The sequence below is a fragment of the Mucilaginibacter lappiensis genome (assembly GCF_900155965.1).
GTDB lineage: Bacteria > Bacteroidota > Bacteroidia > Sphingobacteriales > Sphingobacteriaceae > Mucilaginibacter > Mucilaginibacter lappiensis.
On the sequence record NZ_FTMG01000001.1, the window covers coordinates 274,072 to 291,712 of the forward strand.

The window sequence follows — 17,641 nt, forward strand, 5'->3', positions numbered from 1 at the left end:
AAGCGCAAGGCACAAAGCCTTAAGCTATTTAATAGTTTTTCATAAAAGCCCAAAGCCAAAAAAGCTTTGGGCTTTTCGCTTTAAGCTTTCTGCTTATAATTATCTTTGTAAACCTATGCTAACCTCCGTTTTCCAATTATACAAACAAGCTTACAGCGGACTATCTAAAAACAGCTGGTGCCTGAGCATAGTGATGTTCATCAACCGGAGCGGGACTATGGTAGTGCCGTTTATGAGCATTTATACCATTCAGCAGCTGCATTTTACCATCGTCCAATCGGGCTGGGTGATGGCGTTTTTTGGTATCGGGGCCATTTCCGGCGCGTTTATTGGCGGCAGGTTAACCGATAAAATAGGCTTTTACGACATCCAGGTGAGCGCGCTGCTTATTGGAGGCATATTATTCCTGGTACTGGGTTATCAGCGTACTTTTTTGAGCATGAGCATTGGCACTTTTGTACTCAGTATCTGTAACGAATCCTTTCGTCCGGCAAACTCTACAGCCATAGCCCATTACAGCAACGACGAAAATAAAACCCGCTCCTACTCTCTTAACCGGTTAGCCGTAAACCTGGGCTGGGCCTTTGGGGGCGGATTGGGTGGTTTCCTGGCCTCATTCAATTACCATTTACTTTTTTGGGTTGATGGCTGCACCAATATTTTTGCCGCGCTTTTACTGTTGAAATTGATGCCGCGTGCAACTATCCGAAAAACGGTTAAAGACCTGGCAGATAAAGCCATAGCATCCACATCCGCCTATAGAGATGGCGTTTACCTGGTGTTCATTATATTAAGTACCCTATTTGCCATCTGTTTCTTTCAGTTCTTTATTATGCAACCGGTTTTTTATAAGATCCAATGGCATTTTAATGAGCGCTTTATAGGTTTTCTGCTGGCATTAAATGGCATCCTCATTGTGTTGATCGAAATGGTATTGATCCATAAACTGGAGGGCAAAAGAAACCCGCTTACCTATATTAGCGTTGGCATTATTATAGCAGGTGCTAGCTTTGCCCTATTAAATTTACTGCCACATGCCGCATGGGTAGCTATATTGATCGTAGTAATGATCACCCTGGGCGAGATCATGAGTATGCCCTTCATGAATGCCTACTGGATAAACCGTACTACCAATAGCAACCGCGGCGAATATGCCGCACTGTACAGTATGTCATGGTCGGCGGCACAGATCATTGCACCAGCAACTGGCAGCCAGATCATCGCTCATGGAGGTTTTACGATGCTCTGGTGGATATTGGGTTCGGTATGCCTGTTATCCTCAACTGGCTTTTTTATACTGAAAAAACTCACGCCTCATACTAAACCAATCATTATTGAGAAGGCTAATTAACCGTTGTTTTTCAACACCTTAACCGTAACCAAAAGCTGCCCCAAATGCCGCATGGTATGTTCGGCGGCATGTACGTACAAACCTATTACGGTTGATGGCAGTTGCGCCCGGCCCACCCCACGAAACTGTTTCAGGGTTTGTTCATCGGTTATCATCAATTGAGCAATGACTTTATCAACCTCATGATCAAACCGTTTCAACAAATCAACTGTAGTTAAATTGGGGACTACTGTTCCTTCAGATAAAAGGTAATCCAGCTGTTCTGTCCTAAGCGCTTCGCCTTTGGCATAGGTAAAAAGCCGGTTAAGCACCCCTGTTAAATGTTGCAGATGAAAGCCAGGCGACGCCATGCCTGCTACTTTTTGCCATAATAGTTCGTCCGCGAAACCGGCCATCAGTTCCTGTAATTCTTCCCTGGCTTGTAGTAGGGCATGTGCTACAGGTTGGAGGAGTGCCGGCACATCATCCAAAGGTCCGCGGAGCCAGACTTCGGTCTTGTTTTTTGCTGTCATCATTTTCAGAAAATCTGTTCGGTTTTAGGCCTCACAAAACTTTTTAAACCTTAAATTTTAACACTTTTTTAGTCAAAAACTGGGTAAAAACGCTTCACTTTTGGCCATTTTAACTAAACTTTAACGCTATTTTAACACTTTTTAACAAATTTTTGATGGGTTTTGAAAGCTTTAAAAAGTATTAAATAATTGATATTCAAACAACTAAATACCAAACGATCGTTTTTTGTGCTCTTTTTCCCCTTAACTAAACAGCCCGGTTTCCTATCGAAAAGAAAACCGGGCTGGTATGTATACAAATATACGCATTTAAGTCGGGAGTCTCAAGCACTGAATCATAAGTATCACTACTTGGGACTTAAGGTTCAAGACTTAGATTCAATCTCCGTCAGGCAATTATTTCGCATCCCCATAACGCAGTTCCATGGGTATTATGCCGCCGTTGCCGTTTTCGGGAGCATATAGGATATCGAGCGATGGTTTGCCATGCTTCTCCAGGTATTCAACCTTCATGCTGTAAAACCCTTTTTGCAAAGGCAGCAAGTATGATTTAATACCCGCTGTTTGCTGGGTAAGTATCAATTGGTTATTGATGTACATCCTGGACTCACAATCGCCTCGTAATCCAAAAATGTAATAGCCTGCTTGTGTTATTTCCAATTGCCCGCTAAACACACACGCGAAGTTTTGCTGTTTGGGTAGCTTGGTTAGGTCGAAGTCTTTACCTGCCCAGCCTTTTTTAAGGGGCTTTAACTTTTTAAAATCAGGCAGGGTATTCCAGTTGCCCTCGTAGTAAGCATAATTCCAGCCGCCTGAGGTAAAATTTTTGAGTTGAGTACCGGCGGGCAGAGCATTACCTATAGTGAAGTTCGCACTTCCCTGCTGTTCATACCCTGGGCGATAGGTCAATTCTTTCAAATTTAATTGTGTAATATTATTAAGCGTTAAATCATTGCCATCCATTTTTGGCGATGCCATGGTAGGCACGCTACCATCGGTGGTGTAGTGCAGTTCTTTCACAAAATCGCCCTGGAAACGCATCTTAAAAGGCTTGTCCTTCATCAGTACGCCGCCCGCGGGATAAAAACTTAAACCCTCTTTGCTATACCCGTGATAGGTTAATTTTAAACCATCATACATCGTGCGGAAGATCATACTGTTATGTGTTTCGTCGTTATACAGCATCAGCTTGTGATGAAAACCTACAGGAGCCGCCTTTTGGATTATCGAATCCATAATATTTACCCGCTGTTCTTTGGCGGACTCTCCCTCGCGCCCGGTAATTAACAAAGTGGTGTTGTTTAAGTCGATCTTACCTATGCTATCCCGTACCAGTCTGGGCAGGTAATCCTTGTCCCACCAAAAGCTTGGATCGGCCAGCAGGTACGATTGAAAAAGCCGGGGTTCCTTTATTAGTGTATACATACCAAACAGCCCGCCTAATGAACCGCCGTAGTAAGTATTCATCCCGGTGGTGCGGTATTTTTTGTTAATGTAAGGCATCAGCTCGGTTTTTATAAAGGCAATGTAACGGGCAGCCCCACCCGATTGCGGATCATAGTCTGTCCGCGTGGGCGTAAGATCCCGTCCGCGCATGTTTTGGCCCTGCAGCATGGTATTCGGCAGGCTCACCATAATATTAGCCGGTATAAACTGAATCTCTAAAAACCGCTCAATATTGCCTACTATCTGTGTATTCCATTCGCCATCGGTAATATAAATAGCATCGTACTTGGCGGCGGCGGTATCGCTGTAAGCCTCCGGCAGTACAATCTCAATTGATCGCTTTTCTTTGAGTATGTTGGAGTAAATACTATCGCGAATAATATTTAATGGCTTCAATTGCGCCAAAGCGCTACTTGTTAAACAAATCAACAGGACAGAAAGCAAGATGATAGGCTTTTTCATAAGGATGTATTAAAGGCAAACATTATAGAAGGCAACCCAAATTAAGACTACACCAGGATAAAAAACGTTACAGCCAAAAGACCATTTAGACTTATGGCTGATGTTTTTACCCTATGGTAGGTTATCACAATAGACAGAAATAGATAGTTCAGCAGCGCTCGTTTGCATCTACAGCAGGAACTGCTGAGTATATATTATCAATTATTCATACAGGTCCAAATATTAAATTATAAAAAAAATACTTATATTGGTATTATATAAGTATTTGATAATAAAGAGAAAAGAGATGCTAAATTTTTAATTTATTTATTATACACTACAATACGCATCATAAATTAAACCAATTATATATTATTCAACCAATGAAAAAATCAAATTTAACTTCGGCATTTGGAAGATTGCTCAATCGAGACCAGATGAAAAATGTAAAGGGAGGCGTAAAAACCCAATCCTATTGTCAGCGCACACTCTGTGAGGGTACCGACAATCAAGGTAACTATTCTTCCGGCTCGTGTAATCTTTATTGTACCTGTATTTCGTATAACGAAAACCATCAGGTTATTGCCCTGAACTCATCTGATTGCGGGGCATAAATGGTGGCCACTCTATTGGAGTCATTATCACTATATAAAAAACCTGCTTATTACTGCAGAGGTACAAAATTTGCGTCTCTGCGGTAATTTAAACTACGTTAGTTACGTATAACCTTATCTTAAACCTTTCCACTCCTGACTTAGAACTTTAATACCATATCTTTGTATGGAAATATAGAAACGGCTGGCTAAAATGCTACAGCTTATGATTTATAAATAAGCATGTATCTCCTGTTTATCGGCCGTTTTGATACAAAACAGCGGTTTTAAAAAATAATCGTTGTCATTTGACTTTGTGGTATGGCTATTGCTAACGCAAGGATAATTAACTGTACGATTATCATGACTTTTACCTTCACAAAAAAGACCTCTGTTTACCTGCTTATATTGGGTCTTTTTGTATCCCTGTTTGCTTTTCAAAGCTGCAAGAAAAAGCACTCGGCCATAGCCGATCGACTTTTTAAAGTAACCCAGAATAAAATATATGAAGACGTTGACCCTGATACACTGGCTGCTGCGTTGAAAAAAGAGATTGAAAGTCAAAAATCACAGATCGCGAATGAAGAAGTGATTGAGGCTTTTGTAAAGGGGAACGGTTACCAACCCGTTTTAGTGATGGATCATTTTTTTAACGGTGATCTGGATATATTGCCCGACTATTTTGACAAGATCACCGAGCACGGATTGAGCAAAAAACCATATCATATTGCAGCTATCAGAACCCTGGTTGCCAAGTTTCATGACAAAAATGGCATTATGTCAACCGATGAAGCCTATCATGAACTTGCCCGGCTGGAGTTGCTTACCGCAAGTTCGCTGATCAAATATTCCAACGCCCTGCAATACGGGGTGGTGAATCCCCGAAAAATATTTTCCCGGTACTTTACCGCTACAAAACGCCCTGATAGCACCAGTATGAAAAATGTGTTACTGGTAAAAGACCTAAAAACTTATCTGGATAGCATACAACCGGCCGACCCACAGTACAAAGCCCTGCAAAAGGCGTTTCTGAATAATACTGTAATAGATGGTTTATCCGCCGAAGAATCTAAACGGTATTTTTTGGTAAACATGGAACGCCTTCGCTGGAAAAATAAGCCAACAGAACAAAAATATGTCATAGTAAATATCCCAGATTTTAAACTGGATGTGATGGAGGGTGGTAAATCTGTTTTAAATATGAAAGTTTGTGTGGGCCAGGGACGTAACATGGATGGCAGGGCCAGCCTGATATCCTATGCCGACAGCGACCGCTATGATAAACCTTTCCCGCGGGAAACACCACAGCTAAGCAGTGTGATCCATAGCGTTGAGGTAAATCCAACCTGGAACATCCCGCGGAGCATAGCCACCAAAGAGATCATTATTGAAGCTGCCGAAGACCCTTACTATTTATCAAACAAGAATATAGACGTTTACAAAGACGGCAAAAAAATTGAAGACCCGGAAACGATAGACTGGTCGACCGTTACCGCGGATAACCTGCAATATGATTTTAAACAGCGTCCGGGTGAGGATAATTCATTAGGGAAGATAAAATTTCTGTTCAAAAATAAAAGCAGCGTTTACCTGCATGATACTCCCGCGAAATCGGCCTTCAGAAAATCTATGCGTGCGGTAAGCCATGGCTGTGTGCGCCTGGGTGACCCCCAGGGCCTTGCCAAGAACCTTTTTGGAGAGGGAGAAGATTACGATACCATTGCCAAAGATATGAGCGAGGATAACCCCGAACCTACCAATATTGGTCTGCCTAAAAAAACACCGATATATATTACCTATGTTACCTGCTGGGTAGATGACACCGGGGTATTACAATCCCGCCAGGATGTTTACGGACTGGACATTGTTCTGTACGATCATTTAAAACCTTTAATGGGGGAAAATTTGAATCCAAAATCTGAGATGTTAAACGCTAAACGTTAAGTTAGCTTAACAACAGAAGCTGAAAGCTTCAGGCATGCGTCCCACGAGATACGTTACACTAATCTCGCGGGGAGCAAAATATTTTTGTCTTGATCCTTGACTCTAATCTCTTGATTCTTTTCACCTACAGTCTGGCCAGATCAAAAGAAGTTGAATCTGCCGCTATAAAATTCAGCGGGCCGGTTTCGTCTAGATATTTGGAATTGTAAGTATCATCATTACCATTAATAAACAATACTGTTTTGTCTTTGATGGTATTGATCACCTGGTCTATAACCTTGGGTGATACCGCCGGGCAACCAAAACTACGGCCCACGTACCCTTTACGGTTTATAGCAGACTGCCCAACGTAACTTGCCCCATGAACAACGATATCGCGCATGCGGGCGTTACTGTTAAATCCTTCATCAAGGCCATCTAAATGCAAAGAGCGGCCATGTTTGCCCATGTAAACATTGTCGGTAAGGTAAAAGCCCAAACTGCTTTGATGAGAATCGTTCCTGTCAGAAAAACTGGTAGCCATTTCATCACCACTTCCCTGTCCGTGGGCTACCCATGTATTGAGCAACAATTGCTTGCTGAAGAGGTCAATGATCCACATACGTTTTTCACGGCTCGACTTGGTAAAATCGACCACTGTTAATACAGAACTGCTTTGTGGTAATTGGTGGCTGAGCTTTAAATTGGTATAACCTGTAACCGCTTTTTCAAATACATCAAATGCCAAACCGGTTTGCTGTAAGCTGGCCGCCTGGTATAAATTATTCACGTACTGATTAAATAATTCTTTTGCATTTAGAGTTGAATTTACTTTTCCATCTGATTTGTTCGCACCTGCGGATCTCCAACTAACAATGGTTGTAGCTAAAAATAGAACCGAGAATGTGACACACCATAAGTGTTTCCTCATACTTGTGTTGAGTTTAATTTTAAACAATAATTTAAATTAGCAACAGGTTAAGTCGGTAACTGACCAGAATTAGGAACCGGCCAATTACAAATGTATAATTTTTTACTTAACTCAAAATCATTTTAAGATATTTTTTTACTTAAATGAAAATAAGTTTAAGATAAAGCAATTAAGCTCCGATTTATACGGACAAAAACGGTTGAAGGTTAGCAAATATTGTTACGAGAGGAAAAATCGGAGAAAAAAACATGTCATTGCGAGGAGGAACGACGAAGCAATCCCATAGCTGTTCTGAGATTGGCCAGAACGCGAGGAGATTGCCACGTTGCGCCCGCAATGACATAAAGGCTTGTGTTTTATATTCACCAATGTGTAAATGACATGGTGATTATTACCTTATATTTTATTTAACCCAGTTGATCTTTTCTTCAAGCGGAGTATTTCTTTTGCCTTCGGGGTATTGATCGGCATAGCCCAGGTAAAGTACGCCAAGCACATTATCCTCTTCGCGTAGTTGTAGAAACTCTTTCATGCCAGGTTTTAAAATAGCGCCGCCTGTGCTCCAGAAAGAGGCCGCATTAAGGGCCGTAGCGCCAAGCAGTATGTTTTGAATAGCGCTTGATACTGCGGCAACTTCTTCAAACGGAGGTATTTTAGGCAGGTCGCCGCGCTTCATGGTTACGATAATTACATGCGATACCTTATCACCCTGATGTTGCAGGTTGTTATAAGTAAGCTCGTTAAAGTTTTCGGCCTCAACGCCTTGTTTATATATCTCGGCATGTTCGCTACAAAAATCGGCAGGATTTTCGTACACAATAAAACGCCATGGTTCGGTATAACCGTGTGTCGGCGCCCAATCGGCAAGCTCCAATAAAGCAGCAACCTGTTCATTGGGTATTTTTTGCCCGTTCATAGCAGCCGGTTTAACCGAGCGGCGTGTTTTAATAATGTTTGATATGGTGGTGAATGTTGTTGAATTCATGATGTATGTGTATAGTAAAGAACGGTTGCAAACTTAAATATTTAAGCGCAAAAACTGAGCGAAAGAGATTTGTTTCGCTAAAGAAAAGGCAATTATGTTTTTCAGCTGAAGGCTGAAGCCATGCTACTCAGGGGCTGAAAGCCCCCGAGAGCTTGAATATAAAATCGCGTCATTGCTGTACGAAGCAATCCCCGATTAGCAGAACAGATCTGTATAGCATAGAGATTGCTTCGTACCTCGCAATGACGCGTTGAGAGTAATTCACTAATTAATCACTAATTCACCAATTAAAATATCGCTGGATATTTAGCCGGGTTAGCTTCGTTCATCATAGCGTAAACCGCTTCAATCACATCATCTACAGATGGTTTGCTAAAATAATCGCCATCGGAACCATAAGGCGGACGGTGTTCTTTAGCCGTTAGCGTTCTGGGTTGTGCATCAAGGGAATAGTAACCATTTTCGGTTTCTACTATCTTTTGAACAATATAAGCTGATGCCGCTCCCGGTACGTCTTCATCGATCACCAATAATTTGCTGGTCTTTTTTAACGAAGTACCGCAAACATTATCAATATCAAAAGGATACAGCGTTTGCGGATCGATAACCTCGATGTGTATACCCATTTTTTCGAGCTCGGCAGCAGCTTCCATTACAATACGCAGAGTTGATCCGTAAGAAACCACAGTGATATCAGCACCTTCTTTCAATACTTCGGCCTTACCCAGGGGAACGGTAAATTCGCCTACGTTTTCAGGAAGCTTTTCTTTTAAGCGGTAACCGTTAAGGCTTTCGATCACAATAGCAGGCTCATCACCTCTTAACAGCGTATTATATAAACCTGCGGCCTGAGTCATATTGCGTGGTACACAGATATGAAAACCGCGCATCGAATTCACGATCAAACCCATTGGCGAACCGGAATGCCATATCCCTTCGAGCCTGTGGCCGCGTGTACGGATAATCAGCGGCGCTTTTTGTCCGCCTTTGGTACGGTAGCTCAAACTGGCTATATCATCGCACAAAACGGTCATGGCGTATATCAAGTAATCGAGATATTGGATCTCGGCAATGGGGCGTAAACCGCGCATGGCCAAGCCCATACCCTGCCCTATAATGGTAGTTTCACGGATGCCGGTATCAGTAATACGCAAATCGCCATATTTGCTTTGTAAACCGGCAAATCCCTGGTTAACATCGCCAATAGCGCCTACATCCTCGCCAAAAGCCACAATAGTTTTATCACGTTCAAAGTGGGAATCAAAACAGGCATTTAATATTTCACGGCCATCCAGCACACGCGCATCTTCACTATAAATAGCCGGCACAACAGGCACATTTAAAGGAGATTGTGGTGTTTCTGAAAATAGTTTGGAATCATAACGCTCCTTATTTTTGATGGTCTCTGCTTTAAGCCAATCTATCAATACTTGTCTTTCCGTTACCGTTTCATGTACGGTTAGGCGGAGGGCCTTACGCACGGAGCCTACGGTATCTTTCCGGCCGGCATCATAGCTTGACCGTAGTTCGGCAGCAATATTAGTCAGTTCCTCTTTAACAGCTACAGTGTAGGCCAAATTATCAATTAAGCGGGCGGTTTCCTCAACTTCAACCTTAATGATATCACTCAGTTCGGCGGCGGCTTCGCGCTGGCATTCCCGCACATATTTTTTAGCTTCGGTTTCCAGGATTTCCAATTCAGCTTCAGTAGTAATTGCCGAAGAGATCATCCATTCGCGCATTTTAAGCAGGCAATCGTGTTCCTCTTCCCAAGTGAGGCGATCTTTTGATTTATACCGCTCATGTGAGCCCGAGGTAGAGTGTCCTTGTGGCTGTGTCATTTCTACTACGTGTATCAATACAGGTACATGCTGTTCGCGGCATAAGGTAATAGCACGTTCATAAGTTTCGCAAAGGGCGATATAATCCCACCCCCTTACTTTAAATATCTCATAACCGTTGGAGCCATTTTCGCGCTGAAAACCTTTCAGTATCTCAGAAATATCTTCTTTGGTGGTTTGCAGTTTCGCGGGAACAGAGATGGCGTAGGCATCATCCCAAACCGAAATGGCCATAGGCACCTGCAGCACACCCGCCGCATTAAAAGTTTCAAAAAATAAGCCTTCGGATGTGGAGCCATTGCCTATAGTTCCAAAGGCAACCTCATTACCACCAACAGAAAACTGTTTCAGATATTCCAGCTCTTTATTCTGACGGTATAACTTTGACGCATAAGCCAAACCCAGCAAACGGGGCATATGACCACCGGTAGTTGAAATATCTGACGAGCAATTCATCGTTTCGGCCTGATTAACCCAACTACCATCAGGATTCACAAAACGGGTAGCATAATGGCAATTCATTTGCCTGCCGCCAGAGGCGGGATCTTTTTCAATATCGGGGTTGGCATAAAGCTGGGCGAAAAACTCTTTCAGGTTACTCATACCGGTGGCAAACATAAAAGTTTGATCGCGATAGTATCCTGCACGCCAGTCGCCCGCGCGGAAGGCTTTGGCCATGGCTAACTGGGCAACTTCCTTGCCATCGCCAAAAATGCCAAACTTGGCTTTACCCGTTAAAACCTCTCTCCTGCCTATTAAACTTGCCTGACGGCTTTCGTAACCAATACGATAATCGTCAATCACAATTTTCTTGAAATCATCAAAACTCAGTTCTGCAGTATTAAATTTACTGGTTGCACGTAAGGTAGATTCGGGCATATATAATTTCGTTTAGACGGTAAAATTATAAAATTCTATTCTGTATTTTGCAAACTAACAATAAAACATGGAGTTTAACTAATAGTTTTTAATTTGGGTTAAACCTTATATATTTGTTTTACGTTAAACCTTATATATTTGTATTAATCAAACAACATATGAAACAGATACTAATGATTTGCGCAGTAGTTTTAGGTTTTGCCTTTACTGCATCGGCACAGGACAGCCAAAAAGCTGAGTTTAAATTCAATGAAGAAAAACACGACTTTGGCAAGATACCTCAGGGTACTCCTGTAACCACCGTTTTTGAATTTACCAACGTTGGTAAAGAACCTCTTATTTTGACAGAAGTAAGACCAACTTGCGGTTGCACTATTGCCGATTACACCAAAACTCCGGTAAAAGGTGGTGAAAAAGGCACTATCAAGATCACTTATAATGCTGCTGCCGCTGCGCCTTTCAACAAAACTATTGTTGTAAAATCAAACGCGGTTACGCCAGAGAAGTATCTGAACATTATTGGTGAGGTTGTGGCCAAGCCAGCATCGAGCAAATAAAGCACAGCAAGTTGCCGATGATACCCCTTGCTGAACAAGGGATAAAAAATATTAAAAAAAGACCCTTTTTGAGGGTCTTTTTTTGTTTAAGGAAGTATGCAATAACAATACTTTCTTTTTTATTAATTTTGCACATGCCAAAAATATCTCAAAAAGGGCAGCGAATGCCCGCATCGCCTATACGTAAGTTAACACCTTATGCTGATAAAGCTAAGCTAGATGGTAAAAAAGTTTATCATCTGAACATTGGCCAGCCCGATATTGAAACTCCCGAAGGCATGCTGAATGCCATTAAAAATATTGATTTTAAGGTTTGGGCCTATACTCCGTCTGAAGGCACACTGGTTTATCGCAAAAAACTTACAGAATACTATAACAAACTGGGTTACAACATTACCCCCGACAATATTATTGTAACTACCGGTGGTTCTGAAGCTATTACCATATCCATGATGGCCTGTCTTGATCCGGGCGATGAGGTGATTATCCCCGAGCCTTTTTATGCCAATTACAACGGCTTTGCCAACCAGAGCGATATTGTGGTAAAACCGATACTTTCTTTTATTGATAATGGTTTTGCCCTGCCCCCTATCAGCGAATTTGAAAAACTGATAACGGATAAAACCAAGGCTATCATTATCTGTAATCCTAACAACCCTACAGGTTATTTATACTCGAAAGAGGAGCTGGAAGCACTGAAAGAACTAGCCCTGAAATATGATCTGTACCTATTTTCGGACGAGGCGTATCGTGAATTTTGCTATGACGACAGAACATTCATTTCGCCTATGCACCTGGATGGGCTGGAAGAGAATGTGATTGTGATGGATACCGTAAGCAAACGTTACAGTGCTTGTGGCGCCCGTTTGGGTTGTTTGATCACTAAAAACAAAGCGGTTTTAACTGCTGGTTTAAAATTTGCCCAGGCCCGTCTGAGCGCCGGTATGGTTGAACAAATTGCCGGTACCGCAGCCGTTGATACTCCTGACAGCTATTTTGAAGCCGTAAATAAAGAATATACCAGTCGCCGTGATACCCTGGTAAGTAAACTGAACAAAATAGATGGCGTTTACTGCCCTAATCCTGGTGGCGCTTTTTATGTAGTAGCCAAATTGCCCATTGATAATGCCGATAAATTCTGCCAGTGGATGCTGGAAACCTTCAGCTATAATAACCAAACCGTGATGATGGCACCGGCCACCGGCTTTTACAGCAGCCCCGGAGCCGGGCTTAACGAGGTACGTATGGCCTACGTATTAAAAAATGAAGATCTACAAAACGCCATGATCTGCCTGGAAGAAGCCCTAAAAGTTTACCCGGGACGCGTAGTAAACAATGAACAACTTGCTGAAAGCAGGTAATTAAAATACACTATAACACTAACAACAAAACCCGGCTTAAAAGCCGGGTTTTGTTGTTTTATAAATAAACAAGAGATTCGAACCCTCGCCTAAATCACATATTATCGAGTAAGCTAAATCTCAAAACGGAGACAAGAATTATTAACTCACCTGTAATACTATTTTGCCATTAAGACCACCAGCCGTAACCAAGTCCTGTGCCTCAGCAGCGGCTTCCAGGCTCAATACTTTGGCTATCTGCGGAGTAATTTTATTTTCCTCAACTAATTTTTTACCAAATGCTAATTTTTCAAGTTTTGGTACAGAATTGATAAACTCGGCAGTGATACCATATTTTTCCGCTTCTTCATTTGAAGTAGGCATAACAATGCTAATTAACCTGCCTCCTTTTTTTATCAGCGCATACGATTTTTGAAGCGTTTCGCCTCCTACTCCATCTATAACCAGGTCAACATCATGTACTAATTTGCTAAAGTCTTGTGATTTATAGTCGATTGCTTCGTCGGCGCCCAATGATTTAATGATATCTTTACCCTTCTCCGAAGCTGTGCCAATCACATGCGCACCCAATGCTTTGGCCATTTGAACCACCGCGATACCAACCGCACCTGATGCTCCATGAACCAACACCTTTTGACCCGCTTGCAGATCCGCCGCCTCTATCAGTACGCTGTAGGCGGTATTTAACGGAACAGCCAAGGCTGCAGCTTCATTCAGGCTTACATTATCCGGGATCAAGGAGACATTTTTTTCATCTATCACAATATATTCAGCATAGGTACCGCCAAATGTGGTCGCGAATACCTGGTCTCCTTTTTTTAAGCGGCTTACATTTTCTCCGGTCTCTTCTACTGTTCCGGACAAATCAGTGCCGGGAACGAATGGAATTGGAATTGGTATAAATTGCTGCATGGCACCCGAGCGAATTTTCATATCAAACGGATTAATGGTTGTAGCCGCTATTTTGATGAGAACCTGGCCGGCTGCCGGTACAGGCTTAGCTATGTCTTCTATTTTCAAAACGGATGAATCTCCGTACCCTGTCATTTGAATTGCTTTCATGTTTTTTATAGTTATACACAAATGTAACCGATTAACATTCATGCCATATCTCTTGCAGGTAAATAAAAGTCAATCAACGTTTTTTTAATAATACAATAGTTTTTATCCGTTTTTGATACACAACAAACAATACCCCGTTCGTTTCTGATACAGTACAACGCTCTATAATATACATAACTAATTAATAATCAACAAATTAAAATATTGGCATACATTTTAAGACAGTAGTTTAGTTTTCCTAACCCTAATAGAACGTTAAACCGATGATCAAGAACTATTTTAAAATAGCCTGGCGCAATATCTGGAAAAACAGCGTTTTCTCAGCAATTAACATTATAGGTCTGGCTGTGGGTATGGCCGCATTTATGGTCATTATGATGTTTGTTGCTTACGAAAAGAGCTTCGATAATTTTCATACAAAAAATATTTACCGTTTAAATGAGGTACAAACGGTGGGTCAGGAAGGTACTACACAAAAAGTTGCCTTATCCATGTTCCCTATGGGGCCGGCCTTAAAAATGAAGTTTCCGGAAATAAAAAATTTCACAAGAATAAACTGGCACGAAAAATACCAGATGACTTATAATAATGAGCGGATGTTTTTGCCAGAGGCGTTTGCAGTCGACTCTACCTTTTTCCAGATCTTTGATTTTAAACTCATCAGTGGCGATCAAAAAACTGCGCTTAGTAAACCCAATAGCATTTTACTTACCGAAAAAACAGCCAAAAAACTATTTGGCGATGCCAACCCTATTGGCAAAACCGTAACCCATTATGGCGATGACACCGTTTCTTTTGCCGTTACTGGAGTGCTTGCTAATGTACCTCAAAATTCACAATTACAATTTGATGCCCTATTCTCATTCAGCAGTATTTATAAACCCTGGATGTTTAAGAATTGGGGCGGCAACTGGTTAAATACTTACCTTGAACTTGCACCAGGAACTAACCCGGCATTACTGGAAAAGAAATTCCCATCCTTTATTACAGAGCACCTGGGCAAAGACGGCACCAAATACATGAAGTTGTTTGTTCTACCATTAAAAGATGTACATGCCCACTCGGCCGACATTGGTTTAGATTATATCAATTATCAGAAATTTGATAAAAAGTCGACCAACCTGTTTGCCATTATCGCTCTGATTGTGCTGATTATAGCTTGTGTTAACTTCATTAATCTTTCAACAGCCCGTTCGGCCGAAAGGGCTAAGGAAGTAGGTATCCGCAAATCCATTGGGGCCTATCGTTTTCAATTGGCTATTCAGTTTTTGGGAGAAACGGTACTGATTTCGTTTATCGCGCTGGTTCTTGCTATTGGCCTGGTTGAGCTGGCGTTGCCCTATATTAATAACCTGAGCGATAGAAAAATAAACTTCAATGTATTTGGCAGTCTTGGTGCCATATCTTTTGTATTTGGAGGCACGGTACTTATCGGCCTCATATCTGGCATTTACCCCGCCATTTATTTATCTTCGTTTCAGGCAGCCAAGGTTTTGAAGGGTTCTATACAGGTTGGAAAAGATAAAGGATTGCTCAGGAATATCTTAGTTATTACCCAATTTAGCAGCGCTATTTTCCTGATGATAGCCACTGTATTTGTATTAAGGCAATTAAAATTCATGCAAAAACAGGATCCCGGGTACAATCGTGAGCAAATAGTCAATATACCGCTGGATAGGATCACCACCAAAAAATACGAGCTTTTTAAAAATGAATTATTAAACAGCACTTTAGTATCGGGCGTAACTGCCTCGCAAGATATTTTAGGAAGCCATTTAGATCAAACAGGCGTATCATTTAAACCAGCCAACGGACCGAAGCAAGAGTTTGGTACAACCCTGTTGGTAGTGGATGATAATTATCTTGATTTGTACAAAATAAAACTGGCTGCCGGTCAAAATTTCTCTACTGATAAAAAGCTCAACGGCAGGGAATATATTGTGAATGAGGCCCTGGCAAAATCACTGTTAAAAGATCATCCCAAAGCTCCATTATCTTCACTGATAGGCCTACAGTTTGGCTTTGACTCCTTAGGCACCATTAAAGGTGTTGCCAAAAACTTCAATTTTAACTCCCTGCAATATAAAATTGAACCGATGTTTATGGTTTGCGCGCATGCCTGGGATTTCAGAAATATATCTGTTAAGATCAACGGCAGTAATACCGCCGCGGCTATAGCATTTATCAAATCAAAATGGGATAACCTTTACCCTGATTATCCATTTGAATATCAGTTTCTGGATGATCATTTTAACGAGGTTTACAAAGCCGATAACCAGGTGAGCCAGATTGTAGGCATCCTTGCGGGCCTGGCTATTTTCATTTCCTGCCTGGGCCTGTTTGGCCTGGCATCCCATTCTGCCGAAAAAAGAGTAAAGGAGATTGGGGTACGGAAAGTACTGGGTGCATCTGTACAACGTATTGTGCTATTACTTTCAGGTAATTTCTTAAAACTGGTGTTGATAGCCAATATCATCGCCTGGCCATTAGCCTGGTATGCCATGGATAAATGGTTAACGGGCTTTGCTTATCGCATCAATGTTACCTGGATAACTTTTGCCACTGTAGCATTTATATCGGTATTGATAGCACTGGTCACCATAAGTTTTCAATCTATCAAAGCAGCAATTGCCAGTCCGGTAAAAAGCTTAAGAAGCGAATAAACTATCAGCACTGTTATACTTGATTACGGAATAAGGGAATATTCGTTATATTGGACTATGTATAATAGTAGCCCTAAAATATAATATATTCAAAGAATGTTTTTTGAATTTACGGTTCAGCCCGGTTTTAATTTTGTAAAAAGCTTTGGCGAAAAGTTTAATATTCCTGTTTTTAAAAATAGTTTAAAAATACCGGATGATCTTGGCGAAGGTTACATCAAAATGATCGATATAGAGCCCGGTTTTAAATTGGTGCTGCATCATTATACCCTGAAACAGGATTTTCATTTAAAACGCCATTCTCCCGAAGAAAGTACGGAAGTTATTTCTATCGTATTTAATAGTAATGAAACCCCTACCGGTCTTGCCGCCGATAGGGAAAATGCTATTCAATTTCTAAAAAACAATGGCTCATCAATTCAAATAGCATCTACAGCATTAGGTACAGAAACTTTTTTTCCTGCATATAGCGAAGTATATTTTGGGGTGATCGGTATCAGGCGCCAGGTGCTTTTATCTCTACTCCGTATCGACCAGGTAAGTGGCCCCCTGGAAACGATCCTTTTCGGGAATACCATGTTCTTTTATCACGAAAAGATGAACCCCGAGGTACAACGGATTCTAAAACAGATCTCCGAAATCAATGACCAGAATAAACTGAGCGATCTGTATTATGGCATAAAGGCACATGAACTGATCTACCTGCTATTTGATAAATTACTTGACAGGGGAATTGAAAAGCAAAGCCCCGTTAATAAAGCGGATATTGATAAATTATATGTGATCAGAACCGCGGTACTTGCTGACCTGAGCCAGCCTCCACAACTGAACGCTTTAGCCAAATTTGCCGGGATGAGCGAAACAAAAATGAAGCAATTGTTTAAGCAAACCTTTGGCGATACAATTTACAACTACTATCAGAATGAAAGGATGCAGGAAGCCGGCTTTTTATTAAAGCATGCGGGCTATTCGGTTTCTGAAACGGGCTATCGTCTTGGCTTTTCAAACCTCAGTCATTTTGCCCGGCTTTTTGAGAAACATTATGGCATCACCCCAAAAAAATACACTGCCGTCGGATAGGACTATTTTATAGTCG

12 protein-coding genes are annotated in these 17,641 nt (G+C 41.5%); 6 read left to right on the forward strand and 6 right to left on the reverse strand.

Annotation, left to right across the window (positions count from 1 at the left end; all coding sequences use genetic code 11):
• Positions 1-115: 115 nt before the first annotated feature.
• Positions 116-1,351, forward strand: a complete 1,236-nt coding sequence (locus BW976_RS01055; protein ID WP_076369533.1) for an MFS transporter — start codon at positions 116-118, stop codon at positions 1,349-1,351.
• Here BW976_RS01055 and BW976_RS01060 read toward each other — a convergent pair.
• Together BW976_RS01060 and BW976_RS01065 are read right to left on the reverse strand one after the other, a co-directional pair.
• On the reverse strand, positions 1,348-1,866 hold the full coding sequence (locus BW976_RS01060) for a DinB family protein (protein WP_139332151.1): 519 nt from the start codon (positions 1,864-1,866) through the stop codon (positions 1,348-1,350). The two genes, BW976_RS01055 and BW976_RS01060, sit on opposite strands and share 4 nt — an antisense overlap.
• 393 nt (positions 1,867-2,259) lie before the next feature.
• Positions 2,260-3,771, reverse strand: coding sequence for an alpha/beta hydrolase-fold protein (locus tag BW976_RS01065; RefSeq protein ID WP_076369537.1), 1,512 nt, complete (start codon positions 3,769-3,771; stop codon positions 2,260-2,262).
• A 935-nt stretch (positions 3,772-4,706) separates the two neighbouring features.
• Between BW976_RS01065 and BW976_RS01070 the strand changes: the two genes are divergently transcribed.
• Positions 4,707-6,287 (forward strand): L,D-transpeptidase family protein, encoded by a 1,581-nt coding sequence (locus BW976_RS01070; RefSeq protein ID WP_076370585.1) that lies wholly within the window; start codon positions 4,707-4,709, stop codon positions 6,285-6,287.
• 124 nt (positions 6,288-6,411) lie between these two features.
• Here BW976_RS01070 and BW976_RS01075 read toward each other — a convergent pair whose 3' ends face one another.
• From BW976_RS01075 to BW976_RS01085, 3 genes are all read right to left on the reverse strand, one after another.
• On the reverse strand, positions 6,412-7,197 hold the full coding sequence (locus tag BW976_RS01075; RefSeq protein ID WP_076369539.1) for a murein L,D-transpeptidase catalytic domain family protein: 786 nt from the start codon (positions 7,195-7,197) through the stop codon (positions 6,412-6,414).
• Between the two features lie 403 nt (positions 7,198-7,600).
• Positions 7,601-8,182 (reverse strand): nitroreductase family protein, encoded by a 582-nt coding sequence (locus BW976_RS01080; protein WP_076369541.1) that lies wholly within the window; start codon positions 8,180-8,182, stop codon positions 7,601-7,603.
• Between the two features lie 287 nt (positions 8,183-8,469).
• Positions 8,470-10,902, reverse strand: coding sequence for an alpha-ketoacid dehydrogenase subunit alpha/beta (locus BW976_RS01085; protein ID WP_076369543.1), 2,433 nt, complete (start codon positions 10,900-10,902; stop codon positions 8,470-8,472).
• Positions 10,903-11,060: 158 nt separating this feature from the next.
• Between BW976_RS01085 and BW976_RS01090 the strand changes: the two genes are divergently transcribed.
• Together BW976_RS01090 and BW976_RS01095 are read left to right on the forward strand one after the other, a co-directional pair.
• Positions 11,061-11,459 carry a DUF1573 domain-containing protein gene (locus tag BW976_RS01090; RefSeq protein ID WP_076370587.1) on the forward strand — a complete coding sequence of 133 codons (399 nt, stop codon included), beginning with the start codon at positions 11,061-11,063 and terminating at the stop codon, positions 11,457-11,459.
• Between the two features lie 134 nt (positions 11,460-11,593).
• On the forward strand, positions 11,594-12,820 hold the full coding sequence (locus tag BW976_RS01095) for a pyridoxal phosphate-dependent aminotransferase (protein ID WP_076369545.1): 1,227 nt from the start codon (positions 11,594-11,596) through the stop codon (positions 12,818-12,820).
• Between the two features lie 141 nt (positions 12,821-12,961).
• Here the strand turns inward: BW976_RS01095 and BW976_RS01100 are convergent, their stop codons facing one another.
• Entirely contained in the window at positions 12,962-13,882 is a 921-nt protein-coding gene (locus BW976_RS01100) for an NADP-dependent oxidoreductase (RefSeq protein WP_076370589.1), read from the reverse strand.
• Positions 13,883-14,145: 263 nt separating this feature from the next.
• Between BW976_RS01100 and BW976_RS01105 the strand changes: the two genes are divergently transcribed.
• Both BW976_RS01105 and BW976_RS01110 read left to right on the forward strand, forming a co-directional pair.
• On the forward strand, positions 14,146-16,545 hold the full coding sequence (locus tag BW976_RS01105) for an ABC transporter permease (RefSeq protein ID WP_076369547.1): 2,400 nt from the start codon (positions 14,146-14,148) through the stop codon (positions 16,543-16,545).
• 96 nt (positions 16,546-16,641) lie between these two features.
• On the forward strand, positions 16,642-17,625 hold the full coding sequence (locus BW976_RS01110; RefSeq protein WP_076369549.1) for a helix-turn-helix transcriptional regulator: 984 nt from the start codon (positions 16,642-16,644) through the stop codon (positions 17,623-17,625).
• The last annotated feature ends 16 nt before the right edge of the window (positions 17,626-17,641 follow it).